Annotated in this window: 17 protein-coding genes and 1 pseudogene; 14 read left to right on the forward strand and 4 right to left on the reverse strand. The window is 69.6% G+C overall.

Going from position 1 to position 18,348, the window contains the following annotated elements; all coding sequences use genetic code 11:
• Positions 1–890, reverse strand: a pseudogene (locus FV234_RS22170) (ABC transporter ATP-binding protein); the annotation flags it as partial.
• Between the two features lie 352 nt (positions 891–1,242).
• Between FV234_RS22170 and FV234_RS22175 the strand changes: the two are divergent.
• The 14 genes from FV234_RS22175 (at position 1,243) to FV234_RS22240 (ending at position 15,417) form a co-directional block, all read left to right on the forward strand.
• A complete protein-coding gene (locus tag FV234_RS22175) occupies positions 1,243–1,902 on the forward strand; it encodes a cytochrome c3 family protein (protein ID WP_147752854.1) in 660 nt (219 codons plus the stop codon).
• A 16-nt stretch (positions 1,903–1,918) separates the two neighbouring features.
• Entirely contained in the window at positions 1,919–4,861 is a 2,943-nt protein-coding gene (locus tag FV234_RS22180) for a TAT-variant-translocated molybdopterin oxidoreductase (protein ID WP_147831680.1), read from the forward strand.
• Positions 4,862–4,865: 4 nt separating this feature from the next.
• On the forward strand, positions 4,866–6,902 hold the full coding sequence (locus FV234_RS22185; RefSeq protein ID WP_147764178.1) for a quinol:electron acceptor oxidoreductase subunit ActD: 2,037 nt from the start codon (positions 4,866–4,868) through the stop codon (positions 6,900–6,902).
• Positions 6,899–7,426: a cytochrome c gene (locus tag FV234_RS22190; protein WP_147764177.1), complete on the forward strand. Its 528-nt coding sequence runs from the start codon at positions 6,899–6,901 to the stop codon at positions 7,424–7,426. Before FV234_RS22185 ends, FV234_RS22190 begins: the two co-directional genes overlap by 4 nt.
• Positions 7,423–8,508 carry a hypothetical protein gene (locus FV234_RS22195; RefSeq protein ID WP_147764176.1) on the forward strand — a complete coding sequence of 362 codons (1,086 nt, stop codon included), beginning with the start codon at positions 7,423–7,425 and terminating at the stop codon, positions 8,506–8,508. Before FV234_RS22190 ends, FV234_RS22195 begins: the two co-directional genes overlap by 4 nt.
• Positions 8,505–8,981: a hypothetical protein gene (locus FV234_RS22200; RefSeq protein ID WP_147752849.1), complete on the forward strand. Its 477-nt coding sequence runs from the start codon at positions 8,505–8,507 to the stop codon at positions 8,979–8,981. The genes FV234_RS22195 and FV234_RS22200 overlap by 4 nt, the downstream gene beginning before the upstream one ends.
• Before the next feature lie 4 nt (positions 8,982–8,985).
• Entirely contained in the window at positions 8,986–9,963 is a 978-nt protein-coding gene (gene coxB / locus FV234_RS22205) for a cytochrome c oxidase subunit II (RefSeq protein WP_147764175.1), read from the forward strand.
• Positions 9,960–11,639 carry a cbb3-type cytochrome c oxidase subunit I gene (locus FV234_RS22210; protein ID WP_147764174.1) on the forward strand — a complete coding sequence of 560 codons (1,680 nt, stop codon included), beginning with the start codon at positions 9,960–9,962 and terminating at the stop codon, positions 11,637–11,639. Before coxB ends, FV234_RS22210 begins: the two co-directional genes overlap by 4 nt.
• A 10-nt stretch (positions 11,640–11,649) precedes the next feature.
• On the forward strand, positions 11,650–12,309 hold the full coding sequence (locus FV234_RS22215; protein WP_147764173.1) for a cytochrome c oxidase subunit 3: 660 nt from the start codon (positions 11,650–11,652) through the stop codon (positions 12,307–12,309).
• A 4-nt stretch (positions 12,310–12,313) separates the two neighbouring features.
• Entirely contained in the window at positions 12,314–12,625 is a 312-nt protein-coding gene (locus FV234_RS22220; RefSeq protein ID WP_147764172.1) for an oxidase, read from the forward strand.
• Between the two features lie 117 nt (positions 12,626–12,742).
• Positions 12,743–13,561, forward strand: coding sequence for a class II glutamine amidotransferase (locus FV234_RS22225; RefSeq protein ID WP_147764171.1), 819 nt, complete (start codon positions 12,743–12,745; stop codon positions 13,559–13,561).
• Between the two features lie 170 nt (positions 13,562–13,731).
• The gene (locus tag FV234_RS22230) at positions 13,732–14,475 is read left to right on the forward strand and encodes a NepR family anti-sigma factor (protein WP_147764170.1); all 744 of its coding nucleotides are present in this window, start codon (positions 13,732–13,734) and stop codon (positions 14,473–14,475) included.
• A gap of 118 nt (positions 14,476–14,593) precedes the next feature.
• Complete coding sequence (locus FV234_RS22235) at positions 14,594–15,007, forward strand: DUF1236 domain-containing protein (RefSeq protein WP_147764169.1); 414 nt, start codon at positions 14,594–14,596, stop codon at positions 15,005–15,007.
• A 134-nt stretch (positions 15,008–15,141) separates the two neighbouring features.
• Positions 15,142–15,417 (forward strand): hypothetical protein, encoded by a 276-nt coding sequence (locus FV234_RS22240; protein ID WP_147752841.1) that lies wholly within the window; start codon positions 15,142–15,144, stop codon positions 15,415–15,417.
• Positions 15,418–15,432: 15 nt separating this feature from the next.
• Here FV234_RS22240 and mscL read toward each other — a convergent pair whose 3' ends face one another.
• From mscL to FV234_RS22255, 3 genes are all read right to left on the reverse strand, one after another.
• Complete coding sequence (gene mscL, locus FV234_RS22245) at positions 15,433–15,861, reverse strand: large conductance mechanosensitive channel protein MscL (RefSeq protein ID WP_147764168.1); 429 nt, start codon at positions 15,859–15,861, stop codon at positions 15,433–15,435.
• Positions 15,862–15,944: 83 nt separating this feature from the next.
• On the reverse strand, positions 15,945–16,781 hold the full coding sequence (gene pssA, locus FV234_RS22250) for a CDP-diacylglycerol--serine O-phosphatidyltransferase (RefSeq protein ID WP_147831682.1): 837 nt from the start codon (positions 16,779–16,781) through the stop codon (positions 15,945–15,947).
• 73 nt (positions 16,782–16,854) lie between these two features.
• A complete protein-coding gene (locus FV234_RS22255) occupies positions 16,855–17,565 on the reverse strand; it encodes a phosphatidylserine decarboxylase (RefSeq protein ID WP_147764184.1) in 711 nt (236 codons plus the stop codon).
• Positions 17,566–18,348: the final 783 nt, after the last annotated feature.

The following is an 18,348-nucleotide window of genomic DNA, read 5'->3' on the forward strand; positions in this document are numbered from 1 at the left end:
GGCGGGGCGCCGTCGCCGCCGCCGCGCCACAGGGCGGCGCCGGCCGCCAACGCCGGCAGGATGATGGCCAGGGCGAGCGAAGGCGCGCGGGCGTAGGCGAGCTTCGCCTCGGCCCGGGCCAGGGCCGCGCGGGTCGCCGCCGCCTTTTCGGCGATGCGGGCGCGCTCGAGGGTCGCGGAGCCGTGAATCCGCACCGCCGGCATCCGCCGTACGAGGTCCCCGAGCGTCCGCTCGGCGAGCGCGCTCGACCGCAGGCGGAGCGCGCCGCGCGCGGCCGAGCGGCGGAGGATCAGCTCGCGCGCCAGCGCAGCCGCGAACAATCCCACCGCCGTGGCGGGGACGAGGCGCGGCGCGGCGAGCGCTGCGAAGCCGAGGGCGACGAGGATCGCGCCCAGCGCCATCGCCGGGACGAGGATGCCGATGGCGAGCAGGCCGTCGATCCGGCCGAGCGTCTGCCCCAGGAGGCCGGCGAGGCCGCGCGCCTCCTCGCGGGCGCCCGGGGGCGCATCGAGGATCGCCGCGGTCGCGGCCTCCCGCAGGCGGAAGACGGCGCGTCCCTGCGCCGAGAAGGACAGGACGGCGACGAACCAGCCGAGGCCTGCGAGCGCGATCGCGCAAGCCGAAAGGCCGAGGAAGGCGGCGCGCTCGAGGTCGAGCGGTGCCAGGCTCCACCCCGGGAACAGGACGAGGTCGTCCGCGACGCGGGGGATCGCGACGCGCAGGAACACCAAAGCCGTGGCCTCGTCGTGGCCGAGGGTGTGGACGAGGTCGCGCAGGCAGAGCAGCGCGAGGATGCAGAGCGGGCCGCCGAGGCCGAGCGCCAGCGCGACCGCGGCGACGTGGCGCCCGCGCGCCGCACGCCAGGCGAGGACGATCGGATCAGGCTCCATGGCCGCTCACGTGGTCGAAAGGGTCCGCATCGGCTGTCCCGAGCGGCCGCCTGATCGCAGGCCGCATCGGAGCGCATAGGCGCTCTTCGAGCCCGCGGAAAGCGCGCCACCGCACGCGACCCGCTCAGCCGGTGAACGCGGCCAATCGCCCCCTGTCGTTCAGCTTGGAATTCTTCCATAGAGCCGACCGTCGATCGGGCAAGAGCGAACCTGCGTCGCATTGCATCGACACCGCGGAACGGGTCATGCTTCGTCGGCGGTTCGGGGGCATCGAAACGCAGAGTTCTGACATCTTGGCGACGCGACCCACCGAAGACATCCACCGGTTCCGGTCCCAGCGGGCCGTGGGCTGATGGCGCAGCTGTTCTCACCCGGCGCCGACGCGATCTATCGGCTCGCCCTGCTCACCGGCGTCGCGTGCCTCGCCGGAATCCCGATCGTCGCCGCGGGCATCGTCCGATCGGACTACGTCACCGGCGTCGGCATCGCGCCGGCCCAGCCGGTGCCGTTCAGCCACAAGCACCATTCGGGCGAGCTCGGGGTCGACTGCCGCTACTGTCACACCACGGTGGAGACGCAGGCCACCGCCGGCATCCCGCCGACCCATACCTGCATGACCTGCCATTCGCAGATCTGGACCGGGTCGGACATGCTCAAGCCGGTGCGCGACAGCTTCGCCCGCGACGAGCCGCTGCAATGGGTGCGCCTCAACAAGCTGCCGAGCTACGTCTACTACAACCACTCCGTGCACGTGACGAAGGGGATCGGCTGCTCGACCTGCCACGGCGACGTCACCAGCATGCAGATGACCTACCGCGCCAACGCCTTCGAGATGCAGTTCTGCCTCGATTGCCACCGCGACCCGGCGAAGTACGTCCGCCCGCAGGACCAGGTCTGGAACATGACGTGGAAGCCGCCCGCGAACCAGGCGACGCTCGGGCCGGAACTCGTCGCCAAGAACCACATTCAGGGAGGTGAGCGCCTCACCGAATGCGCGATCTGTCATCGCTGATGGAGACGGACCGCACATGACCGGGCACCACGACATCGGCGCGATCCGCGCCCGCCTCGCGTCCGGCGACGGGCCTTCCTTCTGGCGCAGCCTCGACGCCGTCGCCGACACCGCCGAGTTCCGCAGCTACCTCGAAGCCGAGTTCCCGGCCGCCGCGCGGCTCGCCGCGGCGCCGGAGCGGCGCGGGTTCCTGAAGCTGATGGCGGCCTCCTTCGCGCTCGCCGGCCTGTCGGCCTGCGATTCCGGAGACGGGCGCCACAACGAGCTGCCCTACGTCAACGCGCCGGAGCGGATCGTTCCCGGCGCCCCCTTGAGCTACGCCTCGTCGGCGCTGTTCGACGGGTTCGCAAACGGCATCCTCGTCACCACCCGCAACGGCCGGCCGCTGAAGATCGAGGGCAACCCCGACCATCCCTGGAGTCGGGGCGGCACCGACATTCTGGCGCAGGCCTCGGTGCTGGGCCTCTACGACCCGTTCCGCTCGCAGGCCGTCCAGCATATCGGGCGGCCGAGTTCCTGGGCGGCGTTCCAGGGCGCGATGCTCGCGCAGATGCCGGTCTGGCAGGCCAAGGGCGGCGAAGGCCTCGCCCTCCTCACCGGTCCCGTGACCTCGCCGTCGCTCCAGGCCGAGATCGCACGGATGCGGGAGACCTATCCGGCGATGCGCTGGTACGTCAGCGCAGGCGTCGCGCGCGACAGCCTGTACGACGGGGCCAAGCGCGCCTTCGGCCGTCCGGTCGAGACGCTCCTCGACTTTACAAGCGCACGGACCATCGTCGCGCTCGACGGCGACATCCTCGATCTCGGCCCCGGCCAGGTCGGGCTGTCGCGGCGCTGGAGCGAGGCGCGCAAGGCGTCCTATGCGGCCGGCCACCTCCTCACCCTGCATGCCGCGGCGGCAACGCCGACCTTGACGAGCGCCAAGGCCGACTACGCCGTGGCGGTCCCGGGAGCCCGCATGGAAGCGCTCGCGCGGGACCTGCTGAGCCTCGCTGAGGGCGGTTCGGCGTCGTCCGCCGACGGCGCCTCCGAAGCCTGGCTGAAGCGTGCCTTCGCGGCGCTGAACGAAGCCCGCGGCGCCGGCATCGTCACAGCGGGCCTGTGCGGGTCGCCGGAGCTGCACGCGCTCGTCCACCGGCTGAACGGCGCGCTGGGGAATGCCGGCACGACGGTCCGCCACACCGCGCCGGCCCAGGCGATCGGCGCCGGAGCGCTCCGCGACCTCAGCACGGCCATGGCGGAGGGTTCGGTCGAGACCCTGATCGTGCTCGGCGTGAACCCGGTCTACGAGGCGCCGGGCGCCCTGGGGTTCGCGCAGGCGATGGAGCGCGTGCCGCTCAAGATCCACACCGGGCTCTACTACGACGAGACCGCGGCCCATTCGGACTGGCACCTGCCGCTGGCGCATCCGCTCGAATCCTGGGGCGACGCCCGCTCGCTCGACGGCACCGTCAGCCTGGTCCAGCCGACGGTCGCGCCGCTCTACAACGGTCGCTCCGCGAACGAGATGCTGGCCTTCCTCGATCGTGGAACGATCGCGAACGGCCTCGACCTGCTGAAGCGGCAGATGCGCGGTGGATCGGAGGACGACACCGCGTTCCAGGCACGCTTCGAGGACGCCCTGCGCAGCGGCTTCCTGCCCGACAGCGCCGCGAAGCCGGAAACGATGGCGTTGACCGCCTCGGGGCCGGCGCCAACCGTGGCGCCGTCAAGCGACGATGCCATCGAGGTGGTGTTCCGCCCGGACCCGACGGTCTGGGACGGGACGCTGGCCGACCTCGGCTGGCTGCAGGAACTGCCGAAGCCGCTTACCAAGATCGTGTGGGAGAACGTCGTCGGCATCAGCCCGAAGCTCGCCGAGCGGCGCAGCCTCGCCAACGGCGACATCGTGCGGATCGCGGCGGACGGACACGCGATCGAGGGGCCGGCCTGGATCACGCCGGGCCAAGCCGAGAACACGGTCAGCCTCTCGCTCGGCTACGGCCGCGACGTGCCCGACCACCTCTCGCGGGGCCTCGGCTACGACGCCAACGCGCTGCGACCGGCGATGGACCCGTGGCTGCTGGCGGGCGCGACGCTGGAGAAGACCGGCCGCCGCCGGCTGCCCGCGACGACGCAGGATCTCGGCACGATGGAGGGCATGGACCTCGTCCGCGTCCAGCGTCAGGGCGCGGAGCCGGTCGGCGACACCAAAGCCTACGAACTGGCCTCGTTCTATCCCAAGCCCGCCGCTGCGGGGCGCGGCGCGACCGCAGCCTGGGCGATGGCGATCGACCTCGACGCCTGCATCGGCTGCAACGCCTGCATCACAGCCTGCCAATCCGAGAACAACATCCCGGTCGTCGGGCGCGAGGAGGTCGAGCGCGGCCGCTGGATGGGCTGGCTGCGGGTCGACCGCTACTACGCGGGCGATCTCGATGCGCCGGACACGCATTTCCAGCCGGTGCCCTGCATGCATTGCGAGAACGCGCCGTGCGAGGTCGGCTGCCCGGTCGAGGCGACGCTGCACGACAGCGAGGGCCTCAACCTGCAGGTCTACAACCGCTGCGTCGGCACCCGGACGTGCCAGAGCTACTGCCCGTACAAGGTCCGCCGCTTCAACTACCTCGACTACACCGGCGACATGCCCGCGGTGGCCCAGCAGCAGCGCAACCCGGACGTGACGGTTCGCGCCCGCGGCGTGATGGAGAAGTGCACCTACTGCGTCCAGCGCATCGCCGCCGCCCGCATCGACTCGGCCAAGGACGCGCACGCGCCGATCCCCGACGGAACCGTCGAGACCGCCTGCCAGGGCGCCTGTCCGACCCGCGCCATCACCTTCGGGAACCTGTCCGATCCGGAAAGCCAAGTTAACAAGGCGCGGGGCGACGGACGCAATTACGCCCTGCTCGGCGACCTGAACACGCGCCCGCGGACGACCTACCTCGCGAGCCTCGCGCCCGCGGCCAGGGAGGGCTGACGGCATGTCGGGCGCCATCCTCCAGCCACCCTCCGGTGCCGGCCTGATCGCGCAGGACGCGACGCTGCACGGCATCGGCCGTGCGGTGGCGGAGGTCCCGCTGACGCATCCGTCGAACCGGCGCTGGTGGATCGCCTTCGCCGGCGCGCTCGCCCTGCTCGGGCTGTTCGGCGGCGTGCTCGCCTACCTGCTCTTCACCGGCGTCGGCATCTGGGGCAACAACAACGCCGTCGTCTGGGCGCTGGACATCGCGAGCTACGATTGGTGGATCGGTGTCGCCAGCGGAAGCCTGCTCGTCTCGGCGGTGCTTCTGCTGCTCGGCGCGGAGTGGCGCGGCGCCGTCAACCGGGTCGCCGAGACGGTCGCCCTGCTCTGCACCTGCGCCGCCGGACTCTACCCGATCATCCATCTCGGGCGGCCGTGGTTCTTCTTCTGGAACCTGCCCTACCCGAATACCTACGCCCTCTGGCCGCAGTTCCGCTCGCCGCTCCTTTGGGACGCGATCGACATCGTGTCCTACCTCGTGGTCTGCGTGAGCCTCTGGTACATCGGGCTGCTGCCCGATCTCGCATCGCTGCGCGACCGCGCCGTCGAGGATGCGCTGGCTCAGGAGAAGGCGCACGGCCGTTCCCGGAAGCGTGCTTTGCTGAAGGCGCGGGCCTACGGGATCGTCGCATCCGGATGGCGCGGGTCGGCGGCGCATTGGCAGCTCTGGGTCCAGGCCTACCGTACGATCGCGCTGCTCGGCGTCCTGTTGGTTGTCTCGTTGCAGACCGGTGCTTCGGTGATGCTCGCGGGCTCGGTGATGCCCGGTTGGCACGACACGATCCTGCCGGTGACCTTCCTGGTCAACGCGGTGTTCTCGGGCGTCGGCGTCACCGCCGCGGTGGTGGTGCTCGTACGCTCGGTCTACCGCCTCGACGGGTTGATCTCGGACCGCCACCTCGAAATCCTCGCCCGGCTGATGCTGTGCCTCGGATGCGCCAGCCTCTACTGCTACGCGACCGAGTTCTTCTCGACGTTCCTGCATGGCGACGCGCGTGAACGTGGCGTGCTGGTCCGGCGGATGACGGGGGAGCACGCCTGGGCGTTCTGGACCGTCGTGGCCTGCCTGCTGATCCCGGCCCAGGCCTTCTGGTCGGCCCGCATGCGCCGGTCGACGCTCGCCGTCGCCGCGATCGGCCTCCTCGTCGCGGTCGGCGCCTACGCCGACCACGTGATGGTGCTCGTGGTGACCCTGGCCCAGGACTTCCTCCCCTCGTCGCGCCTCGCCTACAGCGAGACGATCTGGGGCGTTGCCACCTTCGCGGGGTCCGTCGGGCTGTTCCTCACCCTCCTGCTGCTGTTCCTGCGCTACCTGCCGGCGGTCTCGATCACCGAAAGCCGGCGCCTGGCGCTCGCCGTGACGCCGACCGCGGCTGCGGCCGAGCGAAAGCCCGTGCGAGAGTCCGAGATGCGACCGCTCGCCGAAGAGCGCGACGAAGCGCAGGACGCGCCGCTTTGGGGCGTCAGCGCCGCCTTCGCCTCGGAAGCCGACCTCGCGGCGGCGGTAAGCGCGTTGTCCGGACTCGACGCGTCGCACGTCCACCTCAGCGCCCACGGCCCGGTGCCGATGCCGCGCGTGGTCCGGACGCTCGGCATCGCAGGCCGCTCGATCCGGGCCTACGCGATCTTGGGCGCGCTCGCCGGCGGCGCCGCCTTCTACGGCATGTGCGTCTACGCGACCGCCTACGACTACGTGTTCCTGATCGGCGGGCGCCCGCGCTTCTCGTGGCCGTCCTTCGTCGTGCCGAGCCTGTCCTTCGCGATGATGAGCGGGACGATCGCCGTCCACCTCGCCTTGCTGATCCTGAACCGCCTGCCGCGGCTGAACCATCCGGCGTTCAACATTCCCGGCTTCCTGCGGGCGACCGACGACCGCTACTTCCTCTCCGCGGAAGCCCGGGGCGAACGCTTCGACGCCGACCGCATCGTGCGCAAGCTCGCGGCGCTGCCCGCGGAGGCCGGGCGCCCTCTCGACATCCGGCGGGTGCCGCGATGAGACGGCTCCTCGCCCTGCTCGCCCTCGCACCGCTCGCGGCTTGCGGCGAAGCCAACATGGCCGAGCAGCCCAGCGCCAGGACCTGGGACAAGAACAACTTCTTCCCGCAAGGGATGACGATGCGGCAACCGGTGGCGGGCACCGTGCCGCGAAACGATCCGGCCAAGGCGGCGCCCCAGCCGGCGACCATCACGGAGAGCCTGTTGACGCGCGGTCGGGAGCGCTACGGCATCTTCTGCACGCCCTGCCACGGCGCCTCCGGCGACGGCCGCGGGATGATCGTCGCGCGCGGTTTCCCCTCCGCCGGTCAGCTCACCACGGAACGCCTGCGCCAGGCGTCGGCGGACGACCTCTACCGGGCGATCTCGCAGGGGCACCGGGCGATGTACGGGATGGGCCAGATGATCCCCTCCGCGGATCGCTGGGCGATCGTCGCCTACGTCCGCGCCCTGCAGCGCAGCCAGGATGCCGCCGTGGCGGCCCTGCCGCCCGAGGACCGGGCGAAGCTGGAGGCGTCGCGATGAACGCCCGGAACGCCGCGGCCGCGGGCCGCAACCCCGTCGGCGCGCTGCTCCTCGGCCTCGGGGCGTTGGTCCTCACCGTGCTGACGGCCGGCTGGCGCGGGGCGGCGGCGTCCTACCTCGCGGCCTGGCTGGCGCTGCTCGCCCTGCCGGTGGGCGCGCTTCCGATCGCCATCGTGCTGGAGCGCTTCGGCTTGCGCCGGCACGACCACGGCGAGGGCGAGCTGTCGAAGGCCCTGCGCCGGCTCGTCGCGCTGATGCCGGTCGCCGCCATCCTGGGCATTCCCATTCTGGTCGGCATCGGACGGATCTATCCCTGGACCGACGCCGCCCCGGAAACGCCGTTGGCGGCGGTCTGGTTCACGGTTCCGCTCTTCGCCCTGCGCGTGGTCGCGTACCTCGCAGCATGGGTCTGGCTCGCCGCCCGCTTCGTGGTGCCGGCGGAGGATCGCGCCGACGGACGCACGGTTTCTAGCGTCGCCCTGCACGCGGTCGTCGGCACCCTCGCCGTCACCGATCTGGTCGGATCGCTCGATCATCGACTCGGCTCCAGCCTCGAAGGCCTCCTCGTGCTGACGGCCTGGAGCGGGCTCGCGCTGGCGGCGGCGATCCTGCTGGCGCCCGAGGAGCCCGCTCCGATCGGGCGCGGACGCGCGGTCCCGGGGCAGGACCGGCTGGTGCCGCTCGTCGTCCTGCTGAGCCTGTGGGCCTTCCTGCACTTCGTGCAGTTCTTGATCGTGTGGTCTGCGAACCTGCCGCAGGAGGTGATGTGGTACTTCGCTCGCGGCGGCTGGCTCGGACGCGCCTTCGCCGGCTTCGGCGGCGCCGTGGTGCTGCTCGGCGCGTTGGCGACGCTCCGCCCGGGACGCCCGACGACGCGGGTTCTCGCGGCCCTGACGGTCGTGCTCCACGCCGTCGAGATGTTCTGGTTCGTGACGCCCGCCCTGCGCGACCGCTTCGTGATCCGCATGAGCGATGTCTTCGCCGCGGTGGCCGTCGGGTGCCTCGGCCTCGCGCTGCGTCCGCTCGTCCGACGCTTGGTGCCGCTCGCTTCGCCCCGACGCCGCCGGAGCGCCGCCGCATGAGCACCGACCGGACGCAACGACGCTACGGCTTCGTCTCGACGATCATCGCCGGCCTGTCGGGTCTGCGCGGGCCAGCCGCCGCGTCCAGGCCGCGGCAGTCATCCGAGAAGGACGAGTCCTCCGGCGGGCCGGGCTACGAGGTTTCCGACGTCAACGTCGGCAACACCGCTCGGGTGATGGCTGGGCTCATGGTCACCGCGTTGGTCGTGATCGGTGGGATGGTGTGGCTGAGGACCTTCGTGGCCGCGGACCAGCGCCAAGCCCTGCCGAAGCTGACGGCGCAGCAGACCTCGCGGCTCGTGCCGCCACCGCCGAACCTGCAGGCCGACCCCTATGCCGACCTCGACGCCGAGCGTGCGGCGGAGAACCGGCGGCTCGACGGCTACGCCTTCCTCGACGCCTCGCGCCAGCGTGCGCGCATCCCGATCGACCGGGCCATGGCCCTGACGGTCGGCCGAACGCTGGACCCTTGAGCCGATGACGCCGACGCACGCAGCCCTCGAGCTTTGGCCGGCCGCGGCCTCCGCCGTCGCGGTCGAGACCGACTACCTGATCCTCGCCTTCACGGTACTCACCCTGGTGCTGACCGTGCCGGTGTTCCTGGCGATCACGTGGTTCGCCATCCGCTACCGCGACGGGCAGGAGGCGAACCGCGACACCAGCGGCATCCGCTCGAATCTGATCGAGATCAGCTGGATGCTGATCCCGTTCCTGCTGACGCTGATCTTCTTCGTCTGGGGCGCGCGACTCTTCGTCATGTCGAAGAACCCACCGCCGGACGCGATGGTGATCGAGGCGATCGGCCGGCAATGGATGTGGAAGTTCCAGCATCCCACCGGACAATCCGAGATCAACGACCTGCACGTGCCGATGGGTCAGCCGGTCAAGCTGCGGATCATCAGCCAGGACGTGATCCACGCCCTCTACCTGCCGGCGCTGCGGATGCAGATGGCGGCTTTGCCCGACAGGTACACCGAGCTCTGGTTCAAGGCCGACAAGCCCGGCACCTTTCACCTCTACTGCTCGGAATATTGCGGCACCGACCACTCGGCGATGGACGGCAACCTGACGATCCTGAGCCAGGGCGACTACCAGGAATGGCTGACGCATTCCGGCGCCCAGCAATCCAAGGTCGCCGCCGGCAAGGCGATCTACGACGCCTACGGCTGCGGCACCTGCCACAACGAAGGCTCGACCGTGAAGGCGCCAAAGCTCGCCGGCCTCTACGGACGCGACGTGCGGCTCGCCGACGGGCGCACGGTCACGGCCGACGAGGACTACCTTCGCGAGAAGATCCGCAACCCCAACGGCAACCGGCTCGCCGAAGGCTACAAGCAGATCATGCCGAGCTTCGCCGGCGTGATCCCCGAAGACGACCTCGGCCGCCTGATCGACTTCCTGAAATCGAACACCCGCACCGTGGGCGACGCAGCGTCCGGAGAGGCCACGCGATGAGCGCATCGGGCACCGTCGACAGCGGGCTCGCCAACCGCGAGCCGCACGCACCGGAGGCGACGCTCGATCGCCCCGCCGACTACCTGCACGCGGAATCGACCCTGCGCTCGTGGTTTCTCACCACCGACCACAAGCGCATCGCGATCCTCTATCTCGCCTCGATCACCGCCTTCTTCATCGTCGGCGCCGTCGCCGCCGGCGTGGTGCGCCTAGCGCTGGTCGTGCCGAACGGCGCGGTGATGACCAACGACACCTACAACAAGGCCTTCACCATCCACGGCGTGGTGATGGTGTGGTTCTTCCTGATCCCGTCGATTCCGGCGACCTTCGGCAACTTCCTGATCCCGCTGATGATCGGTGCCAAGGACCTCGCCTTCCCCAAGCTGAACCTGACCAGCTGGTACGTCTTCATGACGGGGGCGCTGTTCACCATGGTCTCGGTGGTGCTCGGCGGCATCGACACCGGCTGGACCTTCTACGCGCCGCTCTCCACCGCCTTCTCGAACGGTTGGGTCCTGCCCGCCCTGATCGGCGTGACGATCGTCGGGTTCTCGTCGATCCTGACGGGGCTGAACTTCGTCGTCACGATCCACACCATGCGGGCGACCGGCATGACGTGGTTCAAGCTGCCGATCTTCGTCTGGACCCACTACGCCACCAGCCTGATCTTCCTGCTGGCGACGCCGGTCATCACCACGGCGCTGATCCTGCTGATCATGGAGCGCGCCTTCCACATCGGGGTGTTCGATCCGGCCTTCGGCGGCGACCCGGTGCTGTTCCAGCACCTGTTCTGGTTCTACTCGCACCCGGCCGTGTACATCATGGTCCTGCCGGGCATGGGGGTGATCTCGGAGATCGTCCCGGCCTTCGCCCAGAAGAAGCTCTTCGGCTACCGCTTCGTCGCCTACGCCGCGATCGGGCTCGCCTCGGTGACGTTCTTCGTCTGGGGCCACCACATGTTCATCAACGGGCAGAGCGACCTGGCCTCGCTCGCGTTCTCGGCGCTCTCCTTCGCGGTCGCCGTTCCCTCGGCGGTGAAGGTCTACAACTGGACCGCGACGATCCATAAAGGCAAGCTCCGCCTCGACACGCCGATGCTCTACGCGATGGGCTATATCGGCCTTTTCGTGCTCGGCGGCCTTACGGGCCTGTACCTGGCGACGCTGGCGATCAACCAGCACATCCACGCGACCTACTTCGTGGTCGCCCACTTCCACTACATCATGGTCGGCGGCACGGTGCTGGCGTTCCTCGGCGGGCTGCACTTCTGGTGGCCGAAGTTCACCGGCCGGATGTACAACGAGGCCTGGGGGCGGATCTCGGCGCTGCTGATCTTCCTCGGCTTCAACGTCACGTTCTTCCCGCAATTCATCCTCGGCTACCTCGGCATGCCGCGGCGCTACGCGACCTACCCGCCGGAATTCCAGTTGCTCAACGTCTTGTCCTCGGCGGGGGCGACGATCCTGGCTGCGGGGTACATCTTCCCGATGCTCTACCTCGTCTATTCCTTGTGGTTCGGCAAAAAGGCGCCGGCAAACCCCTGGGACGCCAAGGGGCTCGAATGGGAGACCGCCTCGCCACCGCCCACCCTGAATTTCACGTCGCCACCCGTGGTGCCGCGGGTGCCTTACGACTATCCGATCCAGGAGCAGGAAACGAAGGCGCAGCACCGATGAGCCAGCTTCGATGAGCGCGCGGCTCGCCGACGGCGTCGGCACCGAACGCGCCCACCACTTCGAGACCGTGGCCCAGCAGCGCTACGCCGCCACGCTCGGGATCTGGGCTTGGCTGATCACCGAGTTGCTGTTGTTCGCGGCTCTGTTCCTCGTGGCGCTGATCGTGCGGATCCAGCATCCGGAGGCGACGCAAGAGGCGGCGCGCCACCTCAAGTTCTGGATCGGTGCGGTCAACACGGTGGTGCTGATCGTCTCCAGCCTTACCATGTCGATGGCGATCGAGTTCTCGCGGCTCGGCTGGCAGCGGGCGATGGTGCGGGCGATGCTGGCGACCGCGGCTTTGGGCAGCCTGTTCCTCGTGCTGAAGGGCTACGAATACTACGCCGACTATACGGAGCACATGATGCCGTTCCTCGGTTCGCGCCCGTACGAGCTGGCCGCGTCGCCCGCGTCGCGCCTGTTCGTGAACCTGTATTACGTCGCCACGCTGCTGCACGGGCTCCACCTGCTCACCGGCATCTCGCTGCTGCTCGGCATGACCTGGATGGCGTCGAAGGCAGGGTTCCTGTCGCGGCACCAGAACTGGATCGAGATCTACGGCCTCTACTGGCACTTCATCGACCTGATCTGGATCATGGCCTTCCCGATCCTCTACGTCGTCAACCGGTAGCCCGATGCGCAATCCGCTCGCGACCCTTTCGGACGACGACCGCGCTCTGCTGAAGGCGCGACTGCGCAAGCCGGTGCTCAGCTTCCTGGCGCTGATGGGCCTACTGGCAGTCAACGTCACGCTCGGCGCGACCCTGCCGTTCGAGCAGGTCTGGACGCTCGAGCTCGTCGTCGTCGCCGCGATGGCGCTCGTCGTCCTCCTCGTCTCGATGGAGGTGCTCCACGAGCCGCCGCTGGTGAAGCTGTTCTCGGGCCTCGGCTTCTTCTGGGTCGCGATCATGGTCGGCATGACGTTGACGGATTACCTCGGCCGCTGACGCAAGCGCGCGGTTCGCGGTTGTTCGCTGCGGCAAACGCACCTAAACCGGAGCGGACCTCCGGGCGGCGGACGATCCGCGCCGAGGCCCCGCCCGACCAGGTAAGTTTCCGAGACGATGTGCGAATTGCTCGGCATGAGCGCGAACGTGCCCACCGACATCCGCTTCTCGTTCGCGGCTCTGGCGCGGCGCGGCGGCGAGACCGGTCCGCATGCGGACGGTTGGGGCATCAGCTTCTACGAGGGGCGCGGCTGCCGCAGCTTCCACGAGCCGGAGCCGAGCGCGAAATCCGAGTTGGCGCGGCTGCTGCGCGACTACAAGATCAAGAGCCGCATCGTCATCGGGCACGTGCGCAAGGCCAACCGCGGCCGCGTCAGCCTGGAGAACACCCATCCGTTCTCGCGCGAGCTTTGGGGCCGGCGCTGGACCTTCGCGCATAACGGCCAGCTCAAGGGCGTGAAGAAGCTGCCACTCGGCGGGTTCATGCCGATCGGCTCGACCGACAGCGAGTACGCCTTCTGCTGGATGCTGGGCCGCCTGCAAGCGCGCTTCTCCGCCCTGCCCAAGCCCGCCCTGCTCGACCGCGCTGTGGCCGACCTCAGTGCGGAGCTTCACGCGCTCGGCGTCTTCAACATGCTGCTGTCCGACAGCCGGACCCTCTACGCCCATTGCGGCAAGCGGCTCTGCTACCTCACCCGACGGGCGCCGTTCGGCACCGCGACGCTGATCGACGAGGACTGGCGCGTGGACTTCGCGCAGGAGACCACCGAACGCGACGTGGTCTCCGTCGTGGCGACGCAGGCGTTGACCCGCGACGAGTGCTGGACGGACCTCGCGCGCGGCGACGTCATCACCCTGCGCGACGGCGCGATCCGGCTGCTGAAACCCGGCGCGCCGGCCGCAGCCACCGTGGTGGTCGCCCCGAAGCCCTGTTGAGGCAAGGTCCGATGCACTCGGATGTGACGGTCCGCGAAGGTGCAAGCGGGGCTGCGATAGGTTAAACACACACCATGACCGGAGCGGCGCTGGCGCGAGCCGCGAACGTCCCGCCTCGCGGGTCCGGACCGCCCGCGAGCCCGCTTTAAGACCGTAGATTGCGACGCATCATGACCCGCGACGAGACCGACACTCTTCCGAGCCAGTCTGAAAACGGCGGCAAGGATGCGCGGCCCAACCTGTCGCACACCATCCGCTCGCATCTCGGCGACCACCTGCGCAGCGCCTACGACACGCTGGGCCAGACCGAGCTGCCGAGCCGCTTCGCCGAGCTGATCGCGAAGCTCGAGGCGGCGCTCAAGGCCCGCGGCGAGGCGATCGAGCCGGAATTTCGCAACGGCCTGCTCGCCGCCGTCCCGTCGCTGCGTGCCTTCGCGCTGTCGCTGACCTCGAACCCGGCGCGCTCGGACGACCTCGTGCAGGATACGCTGATGAAGGGCTGGCAGCACCGCGCCCGCTTCCAGCCCGGCACCAACCTGAACGCCTGGCTGTTCACGATCCTGCGCAACATCTTCTACTCGGATCACCGCAAGCGCGTCCGCGAGGTCGAGGATCAGGATGGCTCCTACGCCGCGCGGCTGGCCACGGCCCCGCACCAGGGCGACCGCCTCGACGTCGAGGATCTACAGACGGCGCTCGCCAAGCTCCCGCCCGACCAGCGCGAGGCGCTGGTTCTGGTGGGCGCCGAGGGCGTCTCCTACGAGGAGGCGGCGACGATCATGGGTTGCAAGGTCGGCACCGTGAAGAGCCGCGTCAGCCGGGCCCGCGGGCGGCTCGCCGAACTGTTGGGCTACGACGAGGAAGACCTCGGCTCCGACCGGTTCATCCAGTCGGCGATGCCCAAGGACGCTTGAAAAGACGCGTGAGAACCGGTCCTTTTTGACGCATCCGTTTCCGGGGGTCGTGCGTTACCGGCCCGAGACTCGCCCAGCGTCGAACGGCGCGGCGGGCATCGGAACACGGAGTTTTACCATGCAGTTCAAGTCCATCCTGGCCGCCTCGGCCCTCGTCCTCGCCCTGCCGCTCGCCGCGCAGGCCCAGGGCACCATCCGCGGGGCCGAGCGCGGCGCCGAGACCGGCTCCGACATCGGCGGCCCGATCGGCGGGATCGTCGGCGGCGCGGTGGGCGCGGCGACCGGCACCGTCGGCGGCATCCTCGGCGTCGACATGCAGCCGCGCTTCCGCAGCTACGTCCGCGAGCGCAACGTGCGCTCCTACGATTACGACGGCCGCGTCGCGGTCGGCACCACCCTGCCGGGCGACGGCGTGACCTATTACGACGTGCCCGACGAGTACCGCGTCCAGGCCGGCACCCGCTACACCGTGATCAACAACCGCCCGGTTCTGGTCGATCGCGGCCACCGCATCGTCGAAGTGATCGACTAACTTTTTCAGCCTCCACCAATCCGAGAGGGCTCCGGGGCGATACGCCTCGGGGCCCTTTTCGTTGGTACGCTGCCGTGCAACGCTTTGCCGCATCGCCCGTTAGGGTTCTGACGGCGAACGGGAATTCTGAAACCATGGACGACGACGCCATCGACGCGAAGGCCGGCCTGCCGGAACCGGTTCGCGACCACCTCGGCCAGCAGCTCCGCTCGATGCTGACGGTGGGCCAGGAGAAGCCGCGCTTCCTCGGTGACGACCCTGCCCCCGATGAGACCTTCGCGCCGCAGCTGCAGCGCCTCGAGACCCGGCTGAAGACCCACGAGGAAGGCACCGGCGCCGTCGAGCACGCCCTCGACCGCATCCTCGACGCGTTCGGCGTCACCCCCGAGGACGACAAGCCGGCGGCCTGAACACCGCCTCCGCGCTCAAACCTTGGGGCGCGTCGCCAGCAGGTCGCGGATCTCGCCCAGGATCTTCACGTCCGCCGGCACTTCGGCGATCGCCTCGGGCTTGGCCTCTTCCTTGGTCTGGAGCTTGTTCATCGCGCGGATGACCAGGAACAGCACGAAGGCGACGATCATGAAGTTGATCGCCACGGTGATGAACTGGCCGTAGCCGATCACCGCGCCCTGCTTCTTCGCCTCGGCATAAGCTGCGCCGGCTTGGACCTTCGAGGAAAGCGGCAGGTAGTAGTTCGAGAAGTCGAGGCCGCCGGTGATCGCGCCGATCATCGGCATGAACACGTCCTGCACCGCCGAGGTCACGATCGCCCCGAAGGCGGCGCCGATGATCACGCCGACGGCGAGGTCGACCACGTTGCCGCGCAGCGCGAACTTCTTGAACTCTTCGAGCACGGCGGCCCCCCTCACGTTTCAGCGGGCAAAACCTATCGCAAGTTGCGCGCCGGCCTCAAGGCGAAAGGAATATTGTCCACCGCTCAGATCGCGGAGGCCGGATCCTCGCCGCTCTCGGGGCGCGTCTGCGGCTCGAGGCGTGACCGGCGGCGGTACTGCGCCGCGCCCAACGGCAGGCCGACGATGTAGGCGGCGCTGATCGCGACCAGCGATTCGAACGGGAACGAGATCAGCAGGCCGAAGGCGGCGACGCCCGTGAGGAAGATCGGGAGCACCAGCCCGCGGGGCACGCGCTTGCCCATGGTCTTGCCGGAGAAGGTCGGCACGGTGGAGACCACCAGCAGCGCGATGCCGAGCACGTAGACAAGGATCGCCGGCGCGGCCCAGGCCTCGAAGCCGAAGCCGAGGAAGTGCAGGTAGAGCGGCAGCATCGCCGTCATCGCCCCGGCCGGCGCCGGCATGCCGACGAAGTAGTCCTTCTTCCATTCCGGGCGGTTCGGGTCGTCGAGCATCGCGTTGAAGCGGGCGAGCCGGAGCGCCATGGCGATGGCGAAGATCAGCGCCACGATCCAGCCGAGCGATTTCAGGTTGTGGAGCGCGAAGCCGTAGAGGATCAGCGCCGGCGCGCAGCCGAAGTTGACGAAGTCGGCCAGCGAATCGAGTTCCGCCCCGAAGCGCGAGGTGCCCTTCAGCAGGCGCGCCACGCGCCCGTCGATGCCGTCGAGCACGGCGGCCGCGATGATCGCGATCACCGCCGGCTCGAACTTGCCCTCGAAGGCCAGCCGGATCGCCGTCAGCCCGAGGCAGAGCGCCATCAGGGTGATCATGTTGGGCGCGATCATCCGGAACGGTACCGGCTTGAACCGGCGCGGCCGCGGCTCGTTCGCGTCCGGCTCGAAGGGCGGGAAGAGATCGTCCATCGCCCCTCCTGAGAGCATTTTCGAGCGAAGTGGAAGCCGGTTCGCGTGAAGAAAATGCGACCGCACGAGTAAGTCAGATGCGCCGGAAGCTGCGCTCGGGGCCGCCGCCGAGGTCGGCGAGCACGGTCTCGCCGGCCACCGCCTTCTGGCCGAGGCCCACCAGCACGCGGGTGCCGACGGGGAGGTACACGTCCACCCGCGACCCGAACCGGATCAGCCCGAAGCGCTCGCCCACCGAGAGCTGGTCGCCGGCCGAGACGAAGCCGACGATGCGCCGCGCCACCAGGCCCGCGATCTGCACCACGCCGATCCGCACCGGCTGGCCGCCGTGCAGGGTCTCCATCACCATTCCGTTGCGCTCGTTGTCCTCGCTCGCCTTGTCGAGCTCGGCGTTGAGGAACAGCCCCGGCGTGTAGTGGATCTGGCCGATCCTGCCCGTCACCGGCACGCGGTTCACGTGGCAGTCGAACACGTTCATGAACACCGAGACGCGGGTCATCGGCACCGGCGGCAGGTCGAGCTCGGGCGGCGGCAGCACGGTGGAGATCAGGTTCACGCGCCCGTCGGCCGGCGACACCACGAGGCCGTCGGCCACCGGCGTCACCCGCTCGGGGTCGCGGAAGAAGTAGCACACCCACAGGGTGAGGATCAGGAACACCCAGCCGAAGAACTGCGAGAACGTGCCGGCCAGCACCGTGAGCACGATCCCGATCACGATGAAGGGGTAGCCCTCCTTGTGGATCGGGACGAGCGTCCGGCGGATCGTCAGGAGAAGGTCGTTCATGCGGTCTTTCGACGGGGCGGGGCCAAACGGGATTTTGACCCGCGCGATGGCAGCCCGGGGCGCGAAGGTCAACCTCGCGCGCCGTCGCGCGGTGCAACGGATCGGACGCCCCCCTCTCCCCGCGTGCGGGGAGAGGCCCGGCGGCACCCCGTCGTGCGGCCGGGAAGCGAAGGCGAAGCCGAAGCGACGGTGAGGGGGCGCGACCGGAGGAGGCTCGTCCGTTCGCGCCCCCTCACCCTCGGCTGCCGCCTCGCTTGGCCGACGACGCGGTCGTCAAAGCCCTCTCCCCGCAGGCGGGGCGAGGGGATGCGCGTCCCTCCAGACACGCCAAAACAACCCCACGCGGAAACCCTCCGCCGGCGGCATGGCCCGGACATCACGAAACAGGAGACGCGGGACGCCGCGGAACCCTGTGATGATGCGCGTTTAGCCGGTTCCCCGGCGTCCCGCGGTGCCGGGCCCGGAACGCGGGCGTCGGCGCCGATTTGGCGTCGCGGCTGGTTCGATCGTAGCCACACAACGCGGGGCAGGAGGCCAAAGCCTCGAACGCCTGTCACGCTTCCGCGTCCGCGTCCGCGTGAGCGGTCGGTCGCGCCTAAGCCTTCCCGCGCGAGCACGAGCCCAGCCCCGCCATGCGGGTCCGGTCACTCCGGGCCACGGCACGCGGGTGAACCCGCCGCTCTGTGTCCCTGCCCCACGATGCCCGCGCCGCCGGCTGACCGACCGACGACCCGGGAGCCGCCACGCTGCCGACCGCCCCGTCGATCACCGGGCCGGCTCCTG

Source organism: Methylobacterium sp. WL8, from assembly GCF_008040045.1.
In the GTDB taxonomy this organism is placed as follows: Bacteria; Pseudomonadota; Alphaproteobacteria; order Rhizobiales; family Beijerinckiaceae; genus Methylobacterium; species Methylobacterium cerastii.

What these genes read in the sequence shown, in the direction of transcription:
- FV234_RS22175 (WP_147752854.1), top strand. Translation starts at nt 1,243, where the DNA reads ATGGCGCAGCTGTTCTCACCCGGCGCCGACGCGATCTATCGGCTCGCC.
- FV234_RS22180 (WP_147831680.1), top strand. Translation starts at nt 1,919, where the DNA reads ATGACCGGGCACCACGACATCGGCGCGATCCGCGCCCGCCTCGCGTCC.
- FV234_RS22185 (WP_147764178.1), top strand. Translation starts at nt 4,866, where the DNA reads ATGTCGGGCGCCATCCTCCAGCCACCCTCCGGTGCCGGCCTGATCGCG.
- FV234_RS22190 (WP_147764177.1), top strand. Translation starts at nt 6,899, where the DNA reads ATGAGACGGCTCCTCGCCCTGCTCGCCCTCGCACCGCTCGCGGCTTGC.
- FV234_RS22195 (WP_147764176.1), top strand. Translation starts at nt 7,423, where the DNA reads ATGAACGCCCGGAACGCCGCGGCCGCGGGCCGCAACCCCGTCGGCGCG.
- FV234_RS22200 (WP_147752849.1), top strand. Translation starts at nt 8,505, where the DNA reads ATGAGCACCGACCGGACGCAACGACGCTACGGCTTCGTCTCGACGATC.
- coxB (WP_147764175.1), top strand. Translation starts at nt 8,986, where the DNA reads ATGACGCCGACGCACGCAGCCCTCGAGCTTTGGCCGGCCGCGGCCTCC.
- FV234_RS22210 (WP_147764174.1), top strand. Translation starts at nt 9,960, where the DNA reads ATGAGCGCATCGGGCACCGTCGACAGCGGGCTCGCCAACCGCGAGCCG.
- FV234_RS22215 (WP_147764173.1), top strand. Translation starts at nt 11,650, where the DNA reads ATGAGCGCGCGGCTCGCCGACGGCGTCGGCACCGAACGCGCCCACCAC.
- FV234_RS22220 (WP_147764172.1), top strand. Translation starts at nt 12,314, where the DNA reads ATGCGCAATCCGCTCGCGACCCTTTCGGACGACGACCGCGCTCTGCTG.
- FV234_RS22225 (WP_147764171.1), top strand. Translation starts at nt 12,743, where the DNA reads ATGTGCGAATTGCTCGGCATGAGCGCGAACGTGCCCACCGACATCCGC.
- FV234_RS22230 (WP_147764170.1), top strand. Translation starts at nt 13,732, where the DNA reads ATGACCCGCGACGAGACCGACACTCTTCCGAGCCAGTCTGAAAACGGC.
- FV234_RS22235 (WP_147764169.1), top strand. Translation starts at nt 14,594, where the DNA reads ATGCAGTTCAAGTCCATCCTGGCCGCCTCGGCCCTCGTCCTCGCCCTG.
- FV234_RS22240 (WP_147752841.1), top strand. Translation starts at nt 15,142, where the DNA reads ATGGACGACGACGCCATCGACGCGAAGGCCGGCCTGCCGGAACCGGTT.
- pssA (WP_147831682.1), bottom strand. Translation starts at nt 16,781, where the DNA reads ATGGACGATCTCTTCCCGCCCTTCGAGCCGGACGCGAACGAGCCGCGG.
- FV234_RS22255 (WP_147764184.1), bottom strand. Translation starts at nt 17,565, where the DNA reads ATGAACGACCTTCTCCTGACGATCCGCCGGACGCTCGTCCCGATCCAC.